This is a genomic window from Caproiciproducens galactitolivorans (genome assembly GCF_026672255.1).
Classification (GTDB): Bacteria; Bacillota; Clostridia; order Oscillospirales; family Acutalibacteraceae; genus Caproiciproducens; species Caproiciproducens galactitolivorans_A.
In genome coordinates this window covers 48,312-67,870 of sequence record NZ_JAPOHA010000007.1, presented here as the reverse complement: position 1 = coordinate 67,870, position 19,559 = coordinate 48,312, and the positions used below count along the sequence as shown (strand labels likewise).

The 19,559-nt window shown below is 48.9% G+C and carries 13 protein-coding genes and 2 riboswitches; all 13 genes read right to left on the bottom strand.

Features of this window, described 5'->3' with window-relative positions; genetic code table 11:
- Positions 1-10 precede the first annotated feature (10 nt).
- The 13 genes from OUY18_RS08055 to dnaG all read right to left on the bottom strand — a co-directional run bounded on the left by OUY18_RS08055 (position 11) and on the right by dnaG (position 19,552).
- Positions 11-349 (bottom strand): hypothetical protein, encoded by a 339-nt coding sequence (locus OUY18_RS08055; protein ID WP_268058254.1) that lies wholly within the window; start codon positions 347-349, stop codon positions 11-13.
- A 47-nt stretch (positions 350-396) separates the two neighbouring features.
- Entirely contained in the window at positions 397-1,581 is a 1,185-nt protein-coding gene (gene metK / locus OUY18_RS08050; RefSeq protein ID WP_268058253.1) for a methionine adenosyltransferase, read from the bottom strand.
- 77 nt (positions 1,582-1,658) lie between these two features.
- Positions 1,659-1,755, bottom strand: a riboswitch (SAM riboswitch).
- Positions 1,756-1,834: 79 nt separating this feature from the next.
- A complete protein-coding gene (locus tag OUY18_RS08045) occupies positions 1,835-2,404 on the bottom strand; it encodes an ECF transporter S component (RefSeq protein WP_268058252.1) in 570 nt (189 codons plus the stop codon).
- A 74-nt stretch (positions 2,405-2,478) separates the two neighbouring features.
- Positions 2,479-2,607: riboswitch (FMN riboswitch) on the bottom strand.
- 39 nt (positions 2,608-2,646) lie between these two features.
- A complete protein-coding gene (locus OUY18_RS08040) occupies positions 2,647-3,882 on the bottom strand; it encodes a CapA family protein (protein ID WP_268058251.1) in 1,236 nt (411 codons plus the stop codon).
- Between the two features lie 146 nt (positions 3,883-4,028).
- On the bottom strand, positions 4,029-5,231 hold the full coding sequence (tuf, locus tag OUY18_RS08035; protein WP_268058250.1) for an elongation factor Tu: 1,203 nt from the start codon (positions 5,229-5,231) through the stop codon (positions 4,029-4,031).
- A 102-nt stretch (positions 5,232-5,333) separates the two neighbouring features.
- Complete coding sequence (fusA, locus tag OUY18_RS08030) at positions 5,334-7,415, bottom strand: elongation factor G (protein ID WP_268058249.1); 2,082 nt, start codon at positions 7,413-7,415, stop codon at positions 5,334-5,336.
- 73 nt (positions 7,416-7,488) lie between these two features.
- Complete coding sequence (gene rpsG / locus OUY18_RS08025; RefSeq protein WP_268058248.1) at positions 7,489-7,959, bottom strand: 30S ribosomal protein S7; 471 nt, start codon at positions 7,957-7,959, stop codon at positions 7,489-7,491.
- A gap of 134 nt (positions 7,960-8,093) precedes the next feature.
- A complete protein-coding gene (gene rpsL, locus OUY18_RS08020) occupies positions 8,094-8,522 on the bottom strand; it encodes a 30S ribosomal protein S12 (RefSeq protein WP_268058247.1) in 429 nt (142 codons plus the stop codon).
- 164 nt (positions 8,523-8,686) lie between these two features.
- The gene (rpoC, locus tag OUY18_RS08015) at positions 8,687-12,229 is read right to left on the bottom strand and encodes a DNA-directed RNA polymerase subunit beta' (protein ID WP_268058246.1); all 3,543 of its coding nucleotides are present in this window, start codon (positions 12,227-12,229) and stop codon (positions 8,687-8,689) included.
- Between the two features lie 18 nt (positions 12,230-12,247).
- Entirely contained in the window at positions 12,248-15,997 is a 3,750-nt protein-coding gene (gene rpoB / locus OUY18_RS08010) for a DNA-directed RNA polymerase subunit beta (protein ID WP_268058385.1), read from the bottom strand.
- A gap of 280 nt (positions 15,998-16,277) precedes the next feature.
- Entirely contained in the window at positions 16,278-16,688 is a 411-nt protein-coding gene (locus tag OUY18_RS08005) for an RrF2 family transcriptional regulator (RefSeq protein ID WP_268058245.1), read from the bottom strand.
- A 12-nt stretch (positions 16,689-16,700) separates the two neighbouring features.
- Positions 16,701-17,795 (bottom strand): RNA polymerase sigma factor RpoD, encoded by a 1,095-nt coding sequence (gene rpoD / locus OUY18_RS08000; RefSeq protein WP_268058244.1) that lies wholly within the window; start codon positions 17,793-17,795, stop codon positions 16,701-16,703.
- A gap of 11 nt (positions 17,796-17,806) precedes the next feature.
- Positions 17,807-19,552 (bottom strand): DNA primase, encoded by a 1,746-nt coding sequence (gene dnaG / locus OUY18_RS07995; protein ID WP_268058243.1) that lies wholly within the window; start codon positions 19,550-19,552, stop codon positions 17,807-17,809.
- Between the last annotated feature and the right edge of the window lie 7 nt (positions 19,553-19,559).

Genomic DNA, 19,559 nt, shown 5'->3' with positions numbered 1-19,559 from the left:
TATTTGCAAATTATTCTGCAAGAATATTCGCCAATTCCTCCGGCTTACAGATTACTACCCCGGGATTCCGGTTCGCTATAATTCCGCAGACCTTTCCGGTTTCCTCGTCCATTCCTTTGTCCAGACAAACCAGCGTCTTTTCTTCTCCGCGAATCCATTTCAGTTTTTCAATGCCGCTTTCCAGAAGCATTTCCGCTTCCTCATCATGCCCTTCGATCGGAATCACCAGATAAAGCTTTCCCGCATGATGCGTTGGACGGAGAAGCCAGGCAATAAAACTCCGGACAATTTCGACTGCTCCGAGGATCGCCAGAAACACGAAAAACAGTTTTCCTATTATTTCGAGCATAAAAATCACCTCATCACAGTTTATGTGACGAGGTGATTTTGTGCCATTTATTTTACCAAAGCCGCTTTTAAGGCATCCGCTTTATCCCGTTTTTCCCAGGAAACATGCTGGTCTTCACGCCCCATATGCCCATAATTGGAGACTGAGCGGTAAATCGGACGGCGAAGATTCAGGTCGCGGATAATTGCAGTCGGGCGAAGGTCAAACACCTTGGAAACGGCGGCGGCAAGCTCGTCGTTGCTGTATTTTGACGTTCCGAATGTCTCGACCATAACGGAAACCGGTCTGGCTACACCGATCGCATAGGCAAGCTGGATTTCACATTTTTTGGCTAAACCCGCCGCAACCACGTTTTTCGCAGCGTAGCGCGCCGCGTAAGCCGCGGAACGGTCAACCTTGGTCGGATCCTTACCGGAGAAAGAGCCGCCTCCGTGCCTGCCGTAACCGCCGTAAGTGTCAACGATGATTTTTCTGCCGGTCAGTCCGCTGTCGCCGACCGGTCCGCCGATTACAAAGCGGCCGGTCGGATTGACATAGAACTTTGTTTTATCATCGATCCACTTATCCGGAATAATCGGTTTGATAACCTTGGCAATAATATCTTTCCGGATTTGCTCCAGTGTAACGTCGGGGTCATGCTGGGTGGATACGACGACGGTGTCCACACGAACAGGCTCGTCCCCTTCGTATTCAACCGTTACCTGCGTTTTTCCGTCCGGCCTTAAATAGGAGAGTGTTTTGTCCTTGCGGACTTCACTCAGGCGCTTGGAAAGCTTGTGCGCAAGCGATATGGCGAGCGGCATCAGCTCCGGCGTTTCATTGCAGGCATACCCGAACATCATTCCCTGATCTCCCGCACCGATTAAATCATTCTCGTCGGTTGCGCCCTGCTTTGCCTCAAAGGACTGATTTACGCCCATGGCAATATCGGGTGACTGAACGTCGATGGAAGTGATCACGCCGCAGGTGTTTCCGTCAAAGCCGTAGGCCGGGTTATCATAACCGATGTCCCGCACCACCTGCCGGGCAATCGCGGGGATATCGACATAGCATTCCGTGGAGATTTCCCCCATCACATGGATAACACCGGTTGTAGCGGTAACTTCACAGGCGACATGGGCCTGCGGGTCCTGTGCGATAATTTCATCCAGCACGGCATCGGCGATCTGGTCGCACATTTTGTCCGGATGCCCTTCCGTAACAGACTCGGAAGTAAAAAAGTGTCTTGACATAATCTTTCCTCCTAGAATAGCAAGTATGAAATAAAAATAAAAACGCCGTTCGTAAAGTCCGAACGGCGTATATTATTACCTCATCTTTCGGCTTTACCGCAGGATTTGGCACCTTACACACTGTAGGTTGCCGGACATCATAGGGCCTGTTCCCTCCGTCACTCTTGATAAGGGCATATTTAATTTTACTACATCATTATAGCATATATCCTATGCGATGTAAATATACAAGTGAAAAATAAAAAGAAATGGATTAGGCCGCCGTAAACATATTTTTATTTTTACTGATAAACGGCGTTAATGCTTTGAAAACGACCCCGGCGATCACACTGTTTAAGCCTGCTTTAATCAAATTGAATGGAATAATTCCGGGGAGCAGGATGGCGTCGACAACCGCTTTCGGTGTTCCAAAGAAGTGCACTGTGAAAATATAGTTCATCGGAACCATGATGGCCGTCATCGCGAGGGTACCGAGCACCATGCCAACGACTGCATGGGAAAATTTATGGCTGTGATGATAGAACTGCCCGACCAGAACGACCAAAACACCGGATGCGACAAAATGCATTAAAAGACCGACCCAGCCATTTCCGCCGAATAAGAAAGCCTGTATAACCGATACGACAAAGAGAACGACGATGGAAGGAAGCGTACCGAACAGCATCGCCGCGATCAGGATCGGCGCATCCGCCATGTCGTATTCCAGAAAAGGTGCGGCGGGAATCAACGGGATGCGGACAAAAGCTACTAAAACAATGGAAACCGCCGCAAGCATACCCAATTGAGCCATGAAAATAACACTGTTTTTCTTGCTTGTTTTCATAATTTTCTCTCCTTTTGCGCTGCCAACGAAAAAAAGCCCCGCAGCAAAGCTACGGGACTACCTACGCAAATACGCGCGCTCTTCTTTCATCCGGACTATACCGTCGGCTTTGGAATCGAACCAAATCGGCTTTCGCTCGCGGGCTTGTCGGCTTTCGCCGCTTTACCGCCGGTGGGGAATTCCACCCCGCCCCGAAGACAGCTATTAAATTATTATCATTATAGCATTCTGTTCGTTTTTTGTCAATCAGCCTGTAAATATTCTTTCGGAATATTTTTATTGATAATGGACTGAATATAGTTCAGGCTGAAAGCAGGCGTGTATTTCCGCACACCATGGACGGAAGCAAGGGCGTCCGTATACTGGCTGAGCGGGTAAATGGTAATATTGGTGCATCTCTTACCGTATTGTGTGACGATCGGCTTAAACTTCATACCGGTAAATGTCGTTTTGTTTGTATTAAAGTCTTTCGTCATGGTAACCGTCAGAAGGCCGCTGATCATATTATCGCCCTTCTGCTGAGCGGAAACAAGGTTTCCCAAAGCAAAAATAACCGGGCATTTCGTCCCGTCTTTTCGCGTTAAAACAGTCAGCTTCTGAATCACATGGGGATGGTTTCCAAAGATGATATCCGCGCCCCAGTCAACCATATTCTGCGCTAGCGTTTTCTGCTTGTCCGTCAGGGTATACGTATTTTCCGTACCCCAATGAACGGAAATCACCACAACATCCGCCATTGTTTTCGCTTTTTTAATCAGCCGCTCAATCTGCGCGGTATTATCTGCGTAAAGAAGCCGATATTTCGAATTCTTAGGCAGATAAAGGCCGTTCGTCATTTCCGTTATCCCGATATGCGCGGTTTTAATACCCTTCGCTTCAACGATACGGATATTCTCAAGATCTTCGTCATTGCGATAAGCCCCAACGACTTTAACGGACGGTTTGGTTGCCCAAAAATCAAGGGTCGCCGCCAGTCCTTTTTCTCCCTGATCTAATACATGATTGTTCGCATGGTTAATAACATCAAATCCCAGATTGACGAGTTCATCCCCCAGCTGGGTTGGCGAATTAAACAGCGGATAGCCCGACGGCGGTGCTATCTTCCCCGCAATCGGTGTTTCCTGATTAATCACAGCGATATCCGCATTCTTTATATCCCCGGCTATGCGGGCGTAAACCGGCTGAAAATTATAACCCTTGCCCCCCGCGCGGGCATTTGCCTGTTTGTAGATCACATCATGAATCAAATCGTCCCCGGCGCCCAATATGGTAATGGAAACCGGCTTTTTTTCCGGCTGCGAAGGAGGGTCGTCCGATGAAACAGACGCCGCTTCCGACGACGGCAGAGAAGTAGCTTTTGTTTGATTCTGTTTTGCAGTCTGAAGAGAAAATACCAGTCCCGCCATACATGCGGCGACAATGAGAATCCCCACTGTTATTTTAACCAATCGGTTTGGCTGATTGCCGTTCTGCTCCATGTTAAAACTCCTGTTAAAAAAATGATAGGTACAGTATAGCATGAAATAAAAATAAAAGATAGAACCTGAATAAATCTCTGTTTCTTCCCCAACGGCAAAAAAGCCCTGTCCTTTTAGGGACAAGGCTTTTTATTCAAGCAAATCGCTTAGGAGTTAATTTTAATAACAACGCCGGAGCCAACGGTATGGCCGCCTTCACGGATAGCGAAACGAAGGCCCTCTTCAATAGCGATTGGGGTAATCAGTTCAACATCCATTTCAACGTTATCGCCAGGCATGCACATTTCTGTGCCTTCCGGAAGGGAAATAACACCGGTAACGTCTGTCGTTCTGAAATAGAACTGAGGACGGTAGTTGTTGAAGAACGGAGTATGACGTCCGCCTTCTTCCTTTGTCAGAACATAAACCTGACCGCGGAATTTGGTATGAGGATGAATGGTGCCCGGCTTTGCAAGAACCTGGCCGCGCTCAATTTCCGTTCTCTGAATACCACGGAGAAGAACACCGACGTTATCGCCAGCCTCAGCAAAATCAAGGGTCTTTCTGAACATTTCAAGGCCTGTAATAACAGACTTTTTACGCTCTTCGGTAAGACCGATAATTTCAATTTCTTCGCCAACCTTGGCTGTACCACGCTCAACTCTACCGGTTGCAACTGTGCCGCGGCCGGTAATGGTGAAGACGTCTTCAACAGGCATAAGGAAAGGCAGATCTGCTTTACGTTCCGGAGTCGGAATGAAAGAATCGACAGCATCCATCAGTTCTTTAATGCACTTGTACTCGGGTGCATCGACATCCGTAGACTTTGATTCAAGAGCAACCAAAGCGGAACCGCGGATAATCGGTGTATCGTCGCCCGGGAATTCGTATTCATTAAGGAGGTCACGAATTTCCATCTCAACCAGATCAAGAAGTTCCGGATCATCAACCTGATCCACTTTGTTCATAAATACAACAATATATGGAACGCCAACCTGACGAGCGAGCAGGATGTGCTCTCTGGTCTGAGGCATCGGGCCGTCAGCAGCAGAAACAACAAGGATTGCGCCGTCCATCTGAGCAGCACCGGTGATCATGTTCTTAACGTAGTCAGCATGGCCTGGGCAGTCAACGTGAGCATAATGACGTGTTGCAGTCTGATACTCAACGTGAGATGTGTTGATGGTGATACCGCGCTCTCTCTCTTCAGGAGCCTTATCAATATTTGCGTAGTCAACGAAATCAGCTTCACCGCTGAAGTTCAAAACTTTTGTGATAGCAGCGGTCAATGTGGTCTTGCCATGGTCAACGTGGCCGATGGTACCAATGTTTACGTGGGGTTTGGATCTGTCGAATTTTGCTTTTGCCATTGGAATTCCTCCTTTTTATTTACACTGATAATAATTTTTTAACATAAAGCTATGCATATCATTTTATCATAACAATGGGAAAAATCAAGCATATTTTGCAAGTTATTCGGACTTTTTGTTTCTGGCGGAAATGATCCCTTCGGATATCGATTTCGGTACTTCCATCGAAGTAGCCGGTTCCATAACGAACTGGCCTCTGCCCTGTGTTTTGGAACGTAAATCGGTCGCATAGCCAAACATTTCGGAAAGCGGCACGCTTGAACGAATCTGCTCTGCGCCGGAAACGGCGTCCATTCCTTCGATCATACCGCGGCGGGAATTCAGGTCGCCGATAACGTCGCCCATGTATTCCTCCGGAACGGTAACATTGACCTTCATAATCGGCTCCAAAATAACCGGATCCGCTTTCCGCATTGCCTCTTTAAAGGCCATGGAACCCGCGATCTTAAACGCCATTTCAGAGGAGTCGACTTCATGGTAAGAACCATCGTAAAGAGTAACCTTTACGTCAACTACAGGATATCCTGCAAGTACGCCGGTAAGCATAGCGCCCTGAATACCCATGTCAACCGCCGGAATGTATTCCTTCGGAATCGCACCGCCGACAACTGCGTTGACAAATTCATAGCCCTTGCCCGGATTCGGCTCAATACGGATTTTAACGTGACCGTACTGGCCGCGGCCGCCGGACTGACGTGCATATTTCGTATCGACATCCGCATTACCGCGAATGGTCTCTTTATAGGATACCTGCGGCTTGCCGACATTCGCTTCCACGTGGAATTCACGCATCAGTCTGTCGACAATGATTTCCAGATGCAGTTCGCCCATGCCGGCGATAATGGTCTGGCCGGTTTCTTCCTGCGTGTAAGCCTTGAAGGTCGGGTCTTCTTCCGCCAGCTTTGCAAGCGCAATACCCATTTTTTCCTGGCCGGCCTTTGTTTTCGGTTCAATCGCAACCTCGATAACCGGATCCGGGAAGTCCATGGATTCCAGAATAATCGGATGCCTGTCATCGCAGAGGGTGTCGCCGGTCGTGGTATTTTTCAGACCTACGGCAGCCGCGATATCGCCCGCGTAAACGGTTTCAATATCCTGACGATGGTTGGCGTGCATTTGAAGAATTCGGCCAATGCGCTCCGTTTTGTCCTTTGTTGAGTTATAAACGCTTGAACCCGCGTCCATCTTTCCGGAATATACGCGGAAGAAGCAGAGTTTTCCAACAAAAGGATCGGTTGCAATCTTAAATGCCAGAGCCGCAAAAGGCTCATCGTCGGAAGAATGGCAGTCCAATTCTTCGCCGGTTTCAGGGTTTGTGCCCCGAATTGCCGCGACATCCGTCGGTGCAGGCATATAGTCGACAATTGCATCCAGAAGCTTCTGAACGCCCTTGTTTCTGTAGGAAGTTCCGCAGCAAACGGGAACCATGTTGTTTGCAATCGTTGACTTACGGATTGTCTTCACAATTTCTTCGGTCGTAAGAGTTTCGCCGTTCAGGTACTTCTCCATCAGAGCGTCGTCCTGCTCAGCAACATGTTCAATTAATTCCGTATGATATTTATTGGCAAGTTCGAGCATATCCTCCGGGATATCCTCTGTTTTCATGTCCTTGCCCATGTCGTCATAGTACACATCGGCCTTCATTTCGACCAGATCGATGATTCCTTTAAAGGTATCCTCGGAACCGATCGGGAGCTGAATCGGCACAGCGTTGCACTTCAGACGATCTTTCATCATATCGACAACACGATAGAAATCGGCGCCCATGATGTCCATTTTATTCACATAAGCCATGCGCGGAACATGATATTCCTCAGCCTGACGCCATACAGTTTCAGACTGCGGCTCAACACCGCCTTTGGCGCAGAAAACTGTTACCGAGCCGTCAAGTACGCGAAGCGAACGCTCAACCTCTACTGTAAAGTCAACGTGGCCTGGGGTGTCAATGATGTTGATTCTATGGCCCTTCCAAAAGCAGGTCGTTGCGGCAGAAGTAATGGTAATACCTCTTTCCTGCTCCTGCACCATCCAGTCCATAGTTGCAGTACCTTCATGTGTTTCGCCAATCTTATGGTTAATTCCTGTATAATACAGGATACGTTCAGTGGTAGTTGTTTTACCGGCATCAATATGAGCCATGATACCGATATTACGAGTTAATTCAAGCGATACCTGCCTTGGCATAGTTTCCTCCTTAAAGTCTGAAAAAGGTTAGGATTTGTACATTACATTCGGCAAAATGACAAACAGGGTCGGATTACCATCTGTAATGAGCAAATGCCTTATTGGCTTCCGCCATCTTATGCGTGTCGTCACGCTTCTTAGCGGCGCCGCCAGCACCATTTACAGCATCAAGAATTTCACCGGCAAGTCTTTCTCTCATGGTCTTCTCAGATCTAAGTCTTGAATAATTTGTCATCCAACGTAAACCTAATGTTTGTCTTCTTTCAGGGCGAACCTCCATCGGAACCTGGTAGGTTGCACCGCCGACACGGCGGGCCTTCACTTCGAGAGACGGCATAATGTTTTCCATTGCTGCCTCGAAAACCTCCAAAGGATCTTTCCCTGTTTTCTCGCTGATAATATCAAATGCACCGTATACGATTTTTTGGGCTACACCCTTCTTACCGTCGATCATGACATTATTCACAAGACGTGTTACAAGCTTTGAGTTATAAAGCGGATCCGGCAAAACATCACGTTTTGCAATATTACCTCTTCTTGGCACTTTACTTCCCTCCTTCACATGAATGATATCATAGGTACTCGAAAGCGACAAACTCCCGTGGCCAATTCAGAGACGTCTTTATATATAAAGAACGCCGCCTTGCAGCCGTTCGGTTTCTGTCAATTTAAACTACCTTATTTTTTTGCTGCGCCGGCCTTCGGACGCTTCGCGCCATACTTGGAACGGGCCTGCATACGCTGTGCTACGCCTTGCGCATCAAGGGTACCGCGGATAATGTGGTAACGCACACCAGGCAGATCCTTAACACGGCCGCCGCGGATCATAACAACGCTGTGTTCCTGAAGATTGTGGCCGACTCCGGGAATGTAAGCACTGACTTCGATTCCGTTGGAGAGCCTGACTCTGGCGATTTTTCTTAAAGCAGAGTTCGGCTTTTTCGGTGTAGCAGTCTTTACAGTTGTGCAAACACCGCGTTTTTGCGGAGAATCCTGATCAATGGATACACGCTTCTTGGAGTTCCAGCCCTTTAAAAGCGCAGGAGCCTTTGCTTTGGAAACGGCGACTTCTCTGCCCGTATGGACTAACTGATTAAATGTTGGCATAAGACACCTCCTCACATCAAATTTATATATGTTAAGCGGATATATAGTATATCCGGCGTAACAACAAATTAATCTTTAAACAACTTAATCCTATCCGAAAGCAAAACTTCCGAATAGGAATTAAGCATTCAATTAACAAACCATCACAAGTTAGTATTATAATCCTATACGGCGTCGCTTGTCAAGTCTTCATTTGCAGGCTTGATTTCCACATCGCTGTAGCATTTCATACCCGTTCCTGCCGGGATCAGCTTACCGATAATAACGTTCTCTTTCAGTCCGAGCAGCGGGTCAACTTTACCCTTAATGGCGGCGTCCGTCAGCACGCGGGTCGTCTCCTGGAAGGAGGCGGCGGACAGGAAGGAATCGGTAGCCAGCGAAGCCTTGGTAATACCAAGCAGAACCGGGGTTGCGGTCGCCTCGCGCAGATCGGTTTCCCCTGCTTTGATACGGTCGCGGATAATCTGATTTTCCGCTTCCATTTCGCTCTTTTCAACCAGTGAGCTCGGCAGCAGGGTTGTATCGCCGGAATCTTCAATCTTAACCTTTTTCATCATCTGGCGGACAATAACCTCGATATGCTTATCATTGATATCAACACCCTGCATACGGTAAACGCGCTGCACTTCCTCGATCAGGTAGTCCTGAACGGCGTGCGTACCGCTGATGGCAAGAACATCATGCGGGTTGACGGAACCTTCGGTAACTCTGGTTCCGGCTTTGATCTGCTGGCCCTCCGCAACAATAATACGGGAGCCGAAAGGAACAAGGTAGGATTTCGATTCGCCTGTTTCATTGTTTGTAACAACAACATGACGGTTCTTCTTGATTTCCTCGAAGGATACCGTACCGGCAATCTCGCTGATGATGGCAAGATGCTTCGGTTTACGGCCTTCAAACAGTTCCTCAACACGCGGCAGACCCTGTGTAATATCCTCGGAGCTTGCAACGCCGCCCGTATGGAAGGTTCTCATGGTCAGCTGTGTGCCGGGTTCGCCGATGGACTGCGCCGCAATGATACCGACCGCTTCACCGACCGCGACGGTCTGGCCGTTTGCAAGGTTGGCGCCGTAGCATTTTTTGCAGACACCGTGCTTTGCGCAGCAATTCAAAACGGAGCGGATTTTAATATGCTCTACCCCGTGATCGACAATGATATCCGCATCATGGTCATTCATGAGCTTATCCTTGGATACAAGAACCTCGCCCGTTTTCTCATCGACAAAGTCTTCCACAAGATATCTGCCGAGAAGACGCTCGTGCAATGCTTCGATTGCTTCCTTGCCCTCGCGGATATCATAAACTTCCAGTCCGTCGTCCGTACCGCAGTCGTCTTCACGAATAATAACATCCTGTGAAACATCAACCAGACGGCGGGTAAGGTAACCGGAGTCGGCGGTACGAAGAGCGGTATCGGCAAGGCCCTTTCTGGCGCCGCGGGAAGAAATAAAGTATTCCAAAATGTTCAGGCCTTCACGGTAGTTCGCCCTGATCGGAATTTCAATGGTTTTACCGGACGTATTGGCAATCAGTCCGCGCATACCGGCCAACTGACGAATCTGGCTCATAGAACCACGGGCGCCGGAATCCGCCATCATGAAGATCGGGTTGTAACGGTCAAGGTTCTTCTGCAGCGCTACGGAAACGTCCTCGGTCGCTTTCGCCCAAGTGTTCAGTACCGCGTTGTAGCGCTCGCCGTCGGAAAGCAAGCCGTTCTTAAACTGATCGTAAACAACGTCGATCTGTTTTTCGGCAGCATCAATAATATCCTTTTTCTCCGGCGGAATGGTTGCATCGCAAACCGCAACCGTAATGGCGCTCAAAGTGGAATATTTATAGCCCTGTGACTTGATGCTGTCCAGAACGTCCGCCGTCTGCGCCGTTCCGTGCGTTTTAATGCATTTGTCGATAATCTGGCCGAGCTGCTTTTTGCCAACCAGGAAATCGATCTCAAATTTAAACAGGTTATCCGGATTCGAGCGGTCGATGTAACCCAGATCCTGCGGAATCGGCCGGTTGAAGATCATGCGGCCAACGGTAGTATCAACCAGGCGGGAAACCTGCTCCCCGTTAATTTCAAGCGTTCTACGAACCTTGATTTTCGCGTGAAGCCCAACGACTTTGGCGTCATACGCCATAATAGCTTCGTCGTAATTCCTGAAAATTTTTCCTTCGCCGGGTTCACCATCCTTATCCAGGGTAAGGTAGTAAGAACCCAAAACCATGTCCTGGGTCGGTACGGTAACCGGGCGTCCGTCGGAAGGCTTCAGCAGGTTGCCGGCGGCCAGCATCAGGAAGCGGGCCTCGGCCTGCGCTTCTGCGGAAAGCGGCACGTGAACAGCCATCTGGTCGCCGTCAAAGTCCGCGTTGTAAGCCGTACAGGCCAGCGGATGAAGCTTTAATGCGCGGCCTTCCACCAGCACGGGCTCAAATGCCTGAATACCCAGTCTGTGCAGTGTAGGCGCACGGTTTAACAGAACAGGATGGTTCTTAATTACAATTTCAAGCGCGTCCCAAACCTCCGGCTTTGCGCGCTCAACTGCTTTTCTTGCCGCTTTAATGTTTCCTGCCGCGCCGGTTTCGACCAGACGCTTCATAACAAACGGTTTAAACAGTTCCAGCGCCATTTCCTTCGGAAGGCCGCACTGGTACATTTTCAGTTCAGGGCCGACAACGATAACGGAACGGCCGGAATAGTCAACACGTTTCCCCAAAAGGTTCTGGCGGAAACGCCCCTGCTTGCCTTTCAGCATATCGGAAAGGGATTTCAAAGGACGGTTGTTCGGGCCGGTTACCGGTCTGCCGCGGCGGCCGTTGTCGATTAACGCGTCGACGGCTTCCTGGAGCATACGCTTTTCATTCCGGACAATGATATCCGGAGCGCCTAATTCCAAAAGTCTTTTCAGACGGTTGTTACGGTTGATGACACGGCGATAAAGGTCGTTTAAGTCGGAAGTCGCAAAGCGGCCGCCGTCGAGCTGTACCATCGGGCGGATATCCGGCGGAATAACCGGAACAACATCGAGGATCATCCATTCCGGACGGTTTCCGGAAAGACGGAACGCCTCAATCACTTCCAGACGCTTCAAAATGCGCACGCGTTTTTGGCCGGAAGCATTCAGAAGTTCACCCTTCAATTCCTCGGAAACCTGATCGAGGTCAATCTCCGTCAGAAGCTTTTTAATTGCTTCCGCGCCCATGCCGGCTTCAAAATCGTCCTCGTATTTTTCGCGCATGTCGCGGTATTCTTTTTCATTAAGAAGCTGTTTTTTCTGCAATTCACGCACATTGCCGGGATCGGTTACGATATACAGCGCAAAATACAGTACTTTTTCCAGCATACGGGGGGAAATATCCAATATTAAACCCATTCTGGAGGGGATGCCTTTAAAATACCAGATGTGGGAAACCGGAGCGGCAAGCTCAATATGGCCCATACGCTCGCGGCGAACCTTCGCCCTGGTAACTTCAACGCCGCAGCGTTCACAAATCTTGCCCTTATAGCGAATTCTCTTATACTTTCCGCAATGGCATTCCCAGTCCTTCTGAGGCCCAAAAATACGTTCGCAGAAAAGTCCGTCGCGTTCCGGCTTCAGGGTACGATAATTTATTGTTTCCGGTTTTTTTACCTCGCCATGAGACCATTCTCTGATTTTTTCCGGTGAAGCAAGTCCGATCTTGATCGATTCAAATACATTAAATTCCATATTGCAACCCCATTCTATTTATATTTCATCGCTGCTGTCAGAATTAAGGTCAAAGGGTTCATCCTTTTCAAATTCATCATTATCACTGTCTTCTTCTTCGGCAAATTCATCTTCCGTGTCCTCAAACAGGCTTTCTTCCTCATCCGATTCTTCAACGGAGTAGCCCTCGAGGTCATCCGCGACATTGGGTTCATCGAAGTTTTCCTCCGTAGGATTAAAGCCGATATCGTCTTCGTCGTCAAAGTTCTGTTTCAGGTCGATTTCCTCATTGTTCTTATTGAGCACCTTCACGTCAAGGCCAAGGGACTGGAGTTCCTTAATCAGGACCTTAAAGGATTCCGGAACACCCGGTTTCGGAATATTCTGGCCCTTTACAATGGACTCATACGTCTTGACACGGCCCACGACATCGTCGGACTTCACCGTAAGAATTTCCTGCAAAGTATAGGCGGCACCGTAAGCTTCCAGCGCCCAAACTTCCATTTCTCCGAAACGCTGGCCGCCGAACTGCGCTTTGCCGCCCAGAGGCTGCTGCGTAACCAGGGAGTACGGACCGGTTGAACGGGCATGGATTTTATCGTCAACAAGATGATGCAGTTTCAGGTAATACATAATACCGACGGTAACCGGATGGTCGAAGAATTCTCCGGTGCGGCCATCCCGCAGAATGGTTTTGCCGTCTTCGCTGAGACCGGCTTTCTTAAAGCATTCAACGATATCGTCTTCATGGGCGCCGTCGAATACCGGAGTCATAATCTTCCAGCCCAGCGCCTTTGCGGCATAGCCCAGATGAACTTCCAGCACCTGGCCGATGTTCATACGGGAAGGAACGCCCAGCGGATTCAAAACGATATCAAGCGGGGTGCCGTCCGGCAGATACGGCATATCCTCCACAGGAAGAATACGGGAAACAACGCCCTTGTTGCCGTGGCGGCCGGCCATTTTATCGCCGACGGAAATCTTACGCTTCTGGGCAATATAGCAGCGAACAACCTTATTTACGCCCGGGCTTAACTCGTCGTGGCTGTTCTCGCGGGTAAATACCTTTACGTCAACGACAATACCGTATTCGCCGTGCGGTACACGAAGGGAAGTATCTCTTACTTCTCTGGCTTTTTCACCAAAGATGGCGCGCAGCAGGCGCTCCTCCGCGGTCAGCTCCGTTTCGCCCTTCGGCGTTACCTTACCGACAAGGATATCACCGGCACGCACTTCCGCGCCGATGCGGATAATGCCGCTTTCATCCAGATCGTGAAGCAAATCTTCATTGACGTTCGGAATATCGCGTGTGATTTCCTCCGGCCCGAGCTTTGTATCTCTGGATTCAATCTCATATTCCTCAATATGAATGGAGGTATAAACATCGTCGCGTACAATTTTTTCGCTGATCAGGACGGCGTCTTCGTAGTTGTAGCCTTCCCAGGTCATAAATCCGATCAAAGCGTTCTTGCCAAGGCTGATTTCGCCGTCCTTGGTGGCCGGGCCGTCCGCAATAACGGAACCGGCTTCCACTCTTTGGTTTACGTCTACGATCGGAACCTGATTAATACATGTTCCTTGATTGGAACGCATAAATTTAATAACATGGTAAACGTCGACGCTGCCGTCGTCGCAGGTAATCCGGATTTCATCCGCACTTACGCCGGAGACAACGCCGGAACGCTTTGCGATAACGCATACGCCCGAGTCCACACCGGCCTTATATTCCATTCCGGTACCGACAATCGGCGACTCCGTCTTAAGAAGCGGAACCGCCTGCCGCTGCATGTTGGAACCCATCAGAGCACGGTTTGCGTCATCGTTTTCAAGGAACGGAATCATTGCCGTAGCAACCGAAACAACCATTCGGGGCGATACGTCCATGTAGTCCGCTTTTTCGCGCTCAATTTCAAGGAATTCATCGCGGTAACGGGCGTTAACCTTGGAATTCTTAAAGCGGCCTTCCTCATCAAGGGGTTCGTTCGCCTGTGCAACAATGAAATCATCCTCAATATCCGCCGTCATATAAACAACTTCGGAGGTTACGCGGCCGGTCTTTCTATCGACACGGCGGAACGGCGCTTCAATAAAGCCGTATTCATTAATTCTTGCAAAGGTAGCAAGATAGGAAATCAATCCGATATTCGGACCTTCCGGCGTTTCAATCGGGCACATACGGCCGTAGTGGCTGTAGTGAACGTCACGGACTTCGAATCCGGCGCGGTCTCTGGACAAACCGCCGGGGCCCAGAGCGGAAAGACGGCGCTTGTGCGTAAGCTCTGCAAGCGGATTCGTCTGATCCATGAACTGCGACAGCGGTGAAGAACCGAAGAATTCTTTAATTGCCGCAACGACAGGGCGGATATTGATTAAGGAATGAGGAGTCAAAACCTCAAGATCCTGCGCCTGCAGGGTCATTCTTTCCCGAATAACACGCTCCAAACGGGAGAAACCAATACGGAACTGGTTCTGGAGCAGTTCGCCGACGGAACGGATACGGCGGTTGCCCAAATGGTCGATATCGTCGATATTGCCGAGGCCCATCGCCAGGCAGTTCATATAGTTAATCGATGAAAAGATATCATCAATAATGATATGCTTCGGAATGAGTTCGTCGATTCTGGTTTTAATTGCTTCCTTCCGCTCCTCGTCCGTGGAGCTTGAATTCAGAATTTCGGCAAGAACGCTGAAGCGGACTCTTTCCTTAATATTGCATTCTGTTTTTGCATCAAATCCAACAAAATCGTTGATGTCAACCATTCCGTTGGAGATAACCTTAACCTCGCGTTCATTCACATTGACGTAAGCAATGGAAACACCCGCGTTGTCTATTTCCTGCGCCTTTTCGTGGGTAATGATTTCATCCGCTTCGGCCATAAGCTCGCCTGTAAGCGGATTGACGATCGGGCGGGAAAGTTTCTGGCCGGTAATACGGCCTGCCAAATTCAGTTTCTTATTGTATTTATAACGTCCGACGCGGGAAAGGTCATAGCGCCGGGCATCAAAAAACAGACCGTTGATATGCGACTGGGCGCTTTCAATGGTCGGCGGTTCGCTCGGCCTTAATTTCCGGTAGACTTCAAAAAGAGCTTCCTCCGTATTTTTACAGGGGTCCTTTTCAATGGTCGCATTAATGCGGTCGTCGTCCCCGAAGTATTCACGAATCTCTTCATCGGTTCCAAGGCCAAGTGCGCGGATAAATACCGTTACCGGTATTTTCCTGTTTTTATCGATACGGACATAAAAAACATCGTTTGCATCGTTTTCGTATTCGAGCCATGCTCCGCGGTTCGGAATAACGGTTGAACTGAAAAGTTCCTTTCCGGTTTTATCGTATTCCATTTTATAATAAACGCCCGGTGAACGAACCAGCTGGGAAACAATGACGCGTTCCGCGCCGTTAATAACAAATGTGCCGCTGTCCGTCATAAGCGGAAAATCGCCCATAAAAACTTCGGATTCTTTTATTTCGCCGCTTTCCTTATTGAGCAGGCGGGCGGTGACCCTCAGAGCCGCAGCATAAGTGGCATCACGCTCTTTACACTCTTCCACGCTGTAATTCGGTTTATCGTCGTCCAGTTTGTAATTCACAAAGTCCAACACGAGATTGCCGGTATAGTCTGTAATTCCGGAAACATCCTTAAAAACCTCTTTGAGGCCTTCATCAAGAAACCATTTATAGGAATTCTTCTGTACCTCGATTAGATTTGGCATGTCCAAAACTTCATCAATACGTGCGAAGCTCATGCGAACATTTTTGCCTACTTGCACCGGTTTGACATTCACCATTGGCTCAATCACTCCATTCATATATTTACCATCCGCGGCATAAATTAAGCACAAAAAAAATTGCATACATCACTGCTTTTTGAAGCTTTTATGATATACCCTTGCGTTTTTCCATCGTTTGTGATATTATAGTCCAAGATAGATATGAGTATATGTTTCCATGATGATGCAGTATATTATTTTATTACAATATATTGTGTTTGTCAAGCTATATTTGCTAAAATTTCTATAAATTTCTATAAATTTAAAAAGCCGACGGGTTCGTCGGCTTTTTTTATGTTCATTTCTCTTTTTCAGCTTCGCCGCTAAGGGAATCAAATGTATAGGATTCGAGCTTTGTCCTTACAACATTGGAAATTTCGTCATAAATCTGATGAAAACGACAGCTCGTTGTATGCGTACACGCATATTCATCCTGCTGGCAGCGGCTGATCATGTAAGGCCCCTCAACGGATTCAATCACCTCGCGAAGGGTGATTTTCCCGGGCTCGCGGGCCAGCATGTAACCGCCGTGCGCCCCCTTGTAGGAAACGATCAGATTATCCGCCACCATCTTGCGCAGGATTTTCAGCGCAAACCGAAGCGGTACATGGGCCTGATCGGAAATTGTCTTTGCGTCTATTTTTTGGCTGGAAGCCGCCAGCAGTTCCACAATCCGCACCGCGTAGTCGGCTTCAAGTGTCATGACCATTTACGTCATCCCCTAATCCAAGAAATCTTTAAGCTTTTTGCTGCGGCTCGGATGACGAAGCTTGCGCAAAGCTTTCGCTTCGATCTGGCGGATTCGCTCACGGGTAACATTGAATTCTTTGCCAACCTCTTCCAATGTGCGGGAACGGCCGTCCTCAAGACCAAAGCGGAGACGAAGAACTTTCTCCTCACGCGGGGTAAGCGTATCGAGTACATCCGCAAGCTGTTCCTTTAAAAGCGTATGGGAAGCGGCGTCCGCCGGTGCCGGAGCGTCGTCGTCCGGAATAAAGTCGCCAAGGTGGCTGTCTTCTTCCTCGCCGATCGGTGTTTCGAGGGAAACCGGTTCCTGCGCCACACGCATAATTTCCCGTACTTTATCGACAGGCATGTCCAACTCGGCGGAAATCTCGTCCGCAGTCGGCTCATGGCCGTTGGTGTGTAAAAGCTGGCTCGAAACCTTTTTCACCTTATTAATGGTTTCAACCATATGCACCGGAATACGGATTGTCCTTGCCTGGTCCGCGATGGCGCGGGTGATGGCCTGGCGAATCCACCACGTGGCATAGGTGGAAAATTTGAAGCCTTTGGAGTAATCAAATTTTTCGACCGCCTTAATCAAACCGAGGTTTCCTTCCTGAATCAAATCAAGAAACTGCATGCCGCGGCCGAGATAACGCTTGGCGATGCTGACCACCAGACGGAGGTTCGCCTCGGATAAACGTTTTTTCGCGGATTCGTCCCCGTCGGAAATCCGGATTGCCAGATCGATTTCCTCTTCCGGCGAAAGAAGCGGAACGCGTCCGATTTCCTTTAAATAAACCTTAACCGGGTCGTCAATCGCGATTCCCTCTGTGCTGAGTGCAGATTCGAGATCTTCATTGTCATCAATCTGGGAATTAAAGTCAATGTCGTCAAGAGACGTATCTGCAAAATCCTCGATAATCTCTACGCCCTGCGCTTCAAGGGTATCGTAAAATTTTTCAATCTGTTCCGGTTCAAAGTCCAGTTCGCCGATTGTGTCCAATATTTCCTTGGTGGAAAGCTGGCCCTTGCTTTTCCCCTGCTCGATCAATTCCCTGATTGCTGTTTTCTTGTCCGGTGCTCCCATATTGAATCCCCCTATTTTTTCTGTGACCTCAGCTTCTGCAGATATTCCTGTATGTCCTGCGGTTGTGCTGTTTTTGCTTTTTCTATCCTTATTTTTTCATATTCTTGTTCAATCACGCCAATATATTCCTGTGCATCCGCTTTTGTGACGGAAACGTCGTGAAATTTGGCGAGAATCTTCGAAACGGAGGCGATTTCCTCGACAGAAAAGCCTTCCGATATATCTGTAAGGCTAATTGCCTTTTCCTGTTCCACTCTTTCCATTATTGTCCGATATACACGACGGTTAAACGCTGTAATGAATTTTTCGGCAGGTAATCTTTCCATAATATTCTTAGCGTTCTCCGGGTATTGAACAATATACGCGATTAATGCCTCTTCCGCGCTTGCAGCCCGTAAGTTCTGTGCTTTTTCGGGATTGATGCTGTCATGGATACCCGCGGACTCCTGCTGAAAAGCCCGGAACTCCTTTTGTTTGCGGTTCTTTTTGAGCTTTTCGCTGTCCTTTTCCACCAGCTGCATGATCGCGGACCGCTCAACCCCGGTTTCCTCCGCCAGCTTTCCCGCATAGATTTCCTGCTCGACCTTGCTTTCCAAAGTCGCGAGAACCGCGGAGGCTCCCGTCAGATAGGCAACACGCCCCTGCGCGCTCTGCGGATTGCTGCTTTGCTTTATTTTTTGCAGCCGGTACTCCACATCGTTGCCGCTGGTCTCTATCAGCTGTTTGAATTTCACGCGCCCGTTTTCACCGTTTGCGCGAAGGTATTCGTCCGGGTCCTTGCCGCCCGCAATGGTAAGAACCTTCACAAGAAGGCCCGCGTCCCGCAGGATGGGAATCGCGCGGTTGGTTGCCTTCTGCCCGGCTTCATCCGCGTCATAAGAAATAACCACTTCCGTGGCATAACGCGCCATCAGTCTTGCCTGCGAGGGCGTCAAAGCGGTTCCAAGCGTTGCAATGGCATTTTCGAACCCCGCCTGATGCATCGAAATGACATCCATATAACCTTCGCACAGGATCAACTGCCCGTTTGCGTGATTTTTTGCAAAATTCAGAGCGAATAAAAAATTCCCCTTATTAAACACCGGCGTATCCGATGTATTCAGGTATTTCGGTTTTTCGTCCGTTAAAATACGGCCGCCGAAGGCGATCACATTTCCCCGTAAATCAATGATCGGAAACATTACCCGGGAAGCAAAGCGGTCGATGGTTTTTCCGCTTCTCCCTTTAAAGGCAACATTCGCCAGCACCATTTCATTTTGTGTAAAACCCTTTTTTTCAAGAAACCCGGTAAGCGAATAGCGGGAAGCGGGAGCCCATCCAAGCCCAAAATGCCGGATTGTGTGCGGCGTTAAAGCGCGCCGCCGCAGATAGTCCATTCCTTCCGCACCCTCTTTTGAATTCAGGGCTGCGTAATAAAACCGGGCGGTTTCGCGGTTAATTTCCAGAATTCGCGCTTTCAGCCTGCTCATCCCGTCATCCGCGTTATTTTCCGGTACCGGAATTCCGGCGCGCTGCGCAAGGAAACGAATCGACTCCATGTAATCCAAATTTTCAATGCGGCGGATAAACGTAATAACGTCGCCGCCCGCGCCGCAGCCGAAACAGTAAAAGGAACCGTTATCAGGATAAACGTAAAAAGAAGGCGTCTTTTCATTATGAAAAGGACAAAGTCCGACGAGTGTTCTTCCGCTGTGCCTCAGATTTACATAGGAAGCGACTGCCTCCGCAATTTCATTGCGCGCTTTTAGTTCCTGCATAAAAGCT

Coding starts and splice junctions, on each gene's coding strand:
- OUY18_RS08055 (WP_268058254.1), bottom strand. CDS start 349: ATGCTCGAAATAATAGGAAAACTGTTTTTCGTGTTTCTGGCGATCCTC.
- fusA (WP_268058249.1), bottom strand. CDS start 7,415: ATGCCAAGGCAGGTATCGCTTGAATTAACTCGTAATATCGGTATCATG.
- rpoB (WP_268058385.1), bottom strand. CDS start 15,997: ATGGTGAATGTCAAACCGGTGCAAGTAGGCAAAAATGTTCGCATGAGC.
- rpsL (WP_268058247.1), bottom strand. CDS start 8,522: ATGCCAACATTTAATCAGTTAGTCCATACGGGCAGAGAAGTCGCCGTT.
- metK (WP_268058253.1), bottom strand. CDS start 1,581: ATGTCAAGACACTTTTTTACTTCCGAGTCTGTTACGGAAGGGCATCCG.
- tuf (WP_268058250.1), bottom strand. CDS start 5,231: ATGGCAAAAGCAAAATTCGACAGATCCAAACCCCACGTAAACATTGGT.
- OUY18_RS08040 (WP_268058251.1), bottom strand. CDS start 3,882: ATGGAGCAGAACGGCAATCAGCCAAACCGATTGGTTAAAATAACAGTG.
- dnaG (WP_268058243.1), bottom strand. CDS start 19,552: ATGCAGGAACTAAAAGCGCGCAATGAAATTGCGGAGGCAGTCGCTTCC.
- OUY18_RS08045 (WP_268058252.1), bottom strand. CDS start 2,404: ATGAAAACAAGCAAGAAAAACAGTGTTATTTTCATGGCTCAATTGGGT.
- OUY18_RS08005 (WP_268058245.1), bottom strand. CDS start 16,688: ATGGTCATGACACTTGAAGCCGACTACGCGGTGCGGATTGTGGAACTG.
- rpoD (WP_268058244.1), bottom strand. CDS start 17,795: ATGGGAGCACCGGACAAGAAAACAGCAATCAGGGAATTGATCGAGCAG.
- rpoC (WP_268058246.1), bottom strand. CDS start 12,229: ATGGAATTTAATGTATTTGAATCGATCAAGATCGGACTTGCTTCACCG.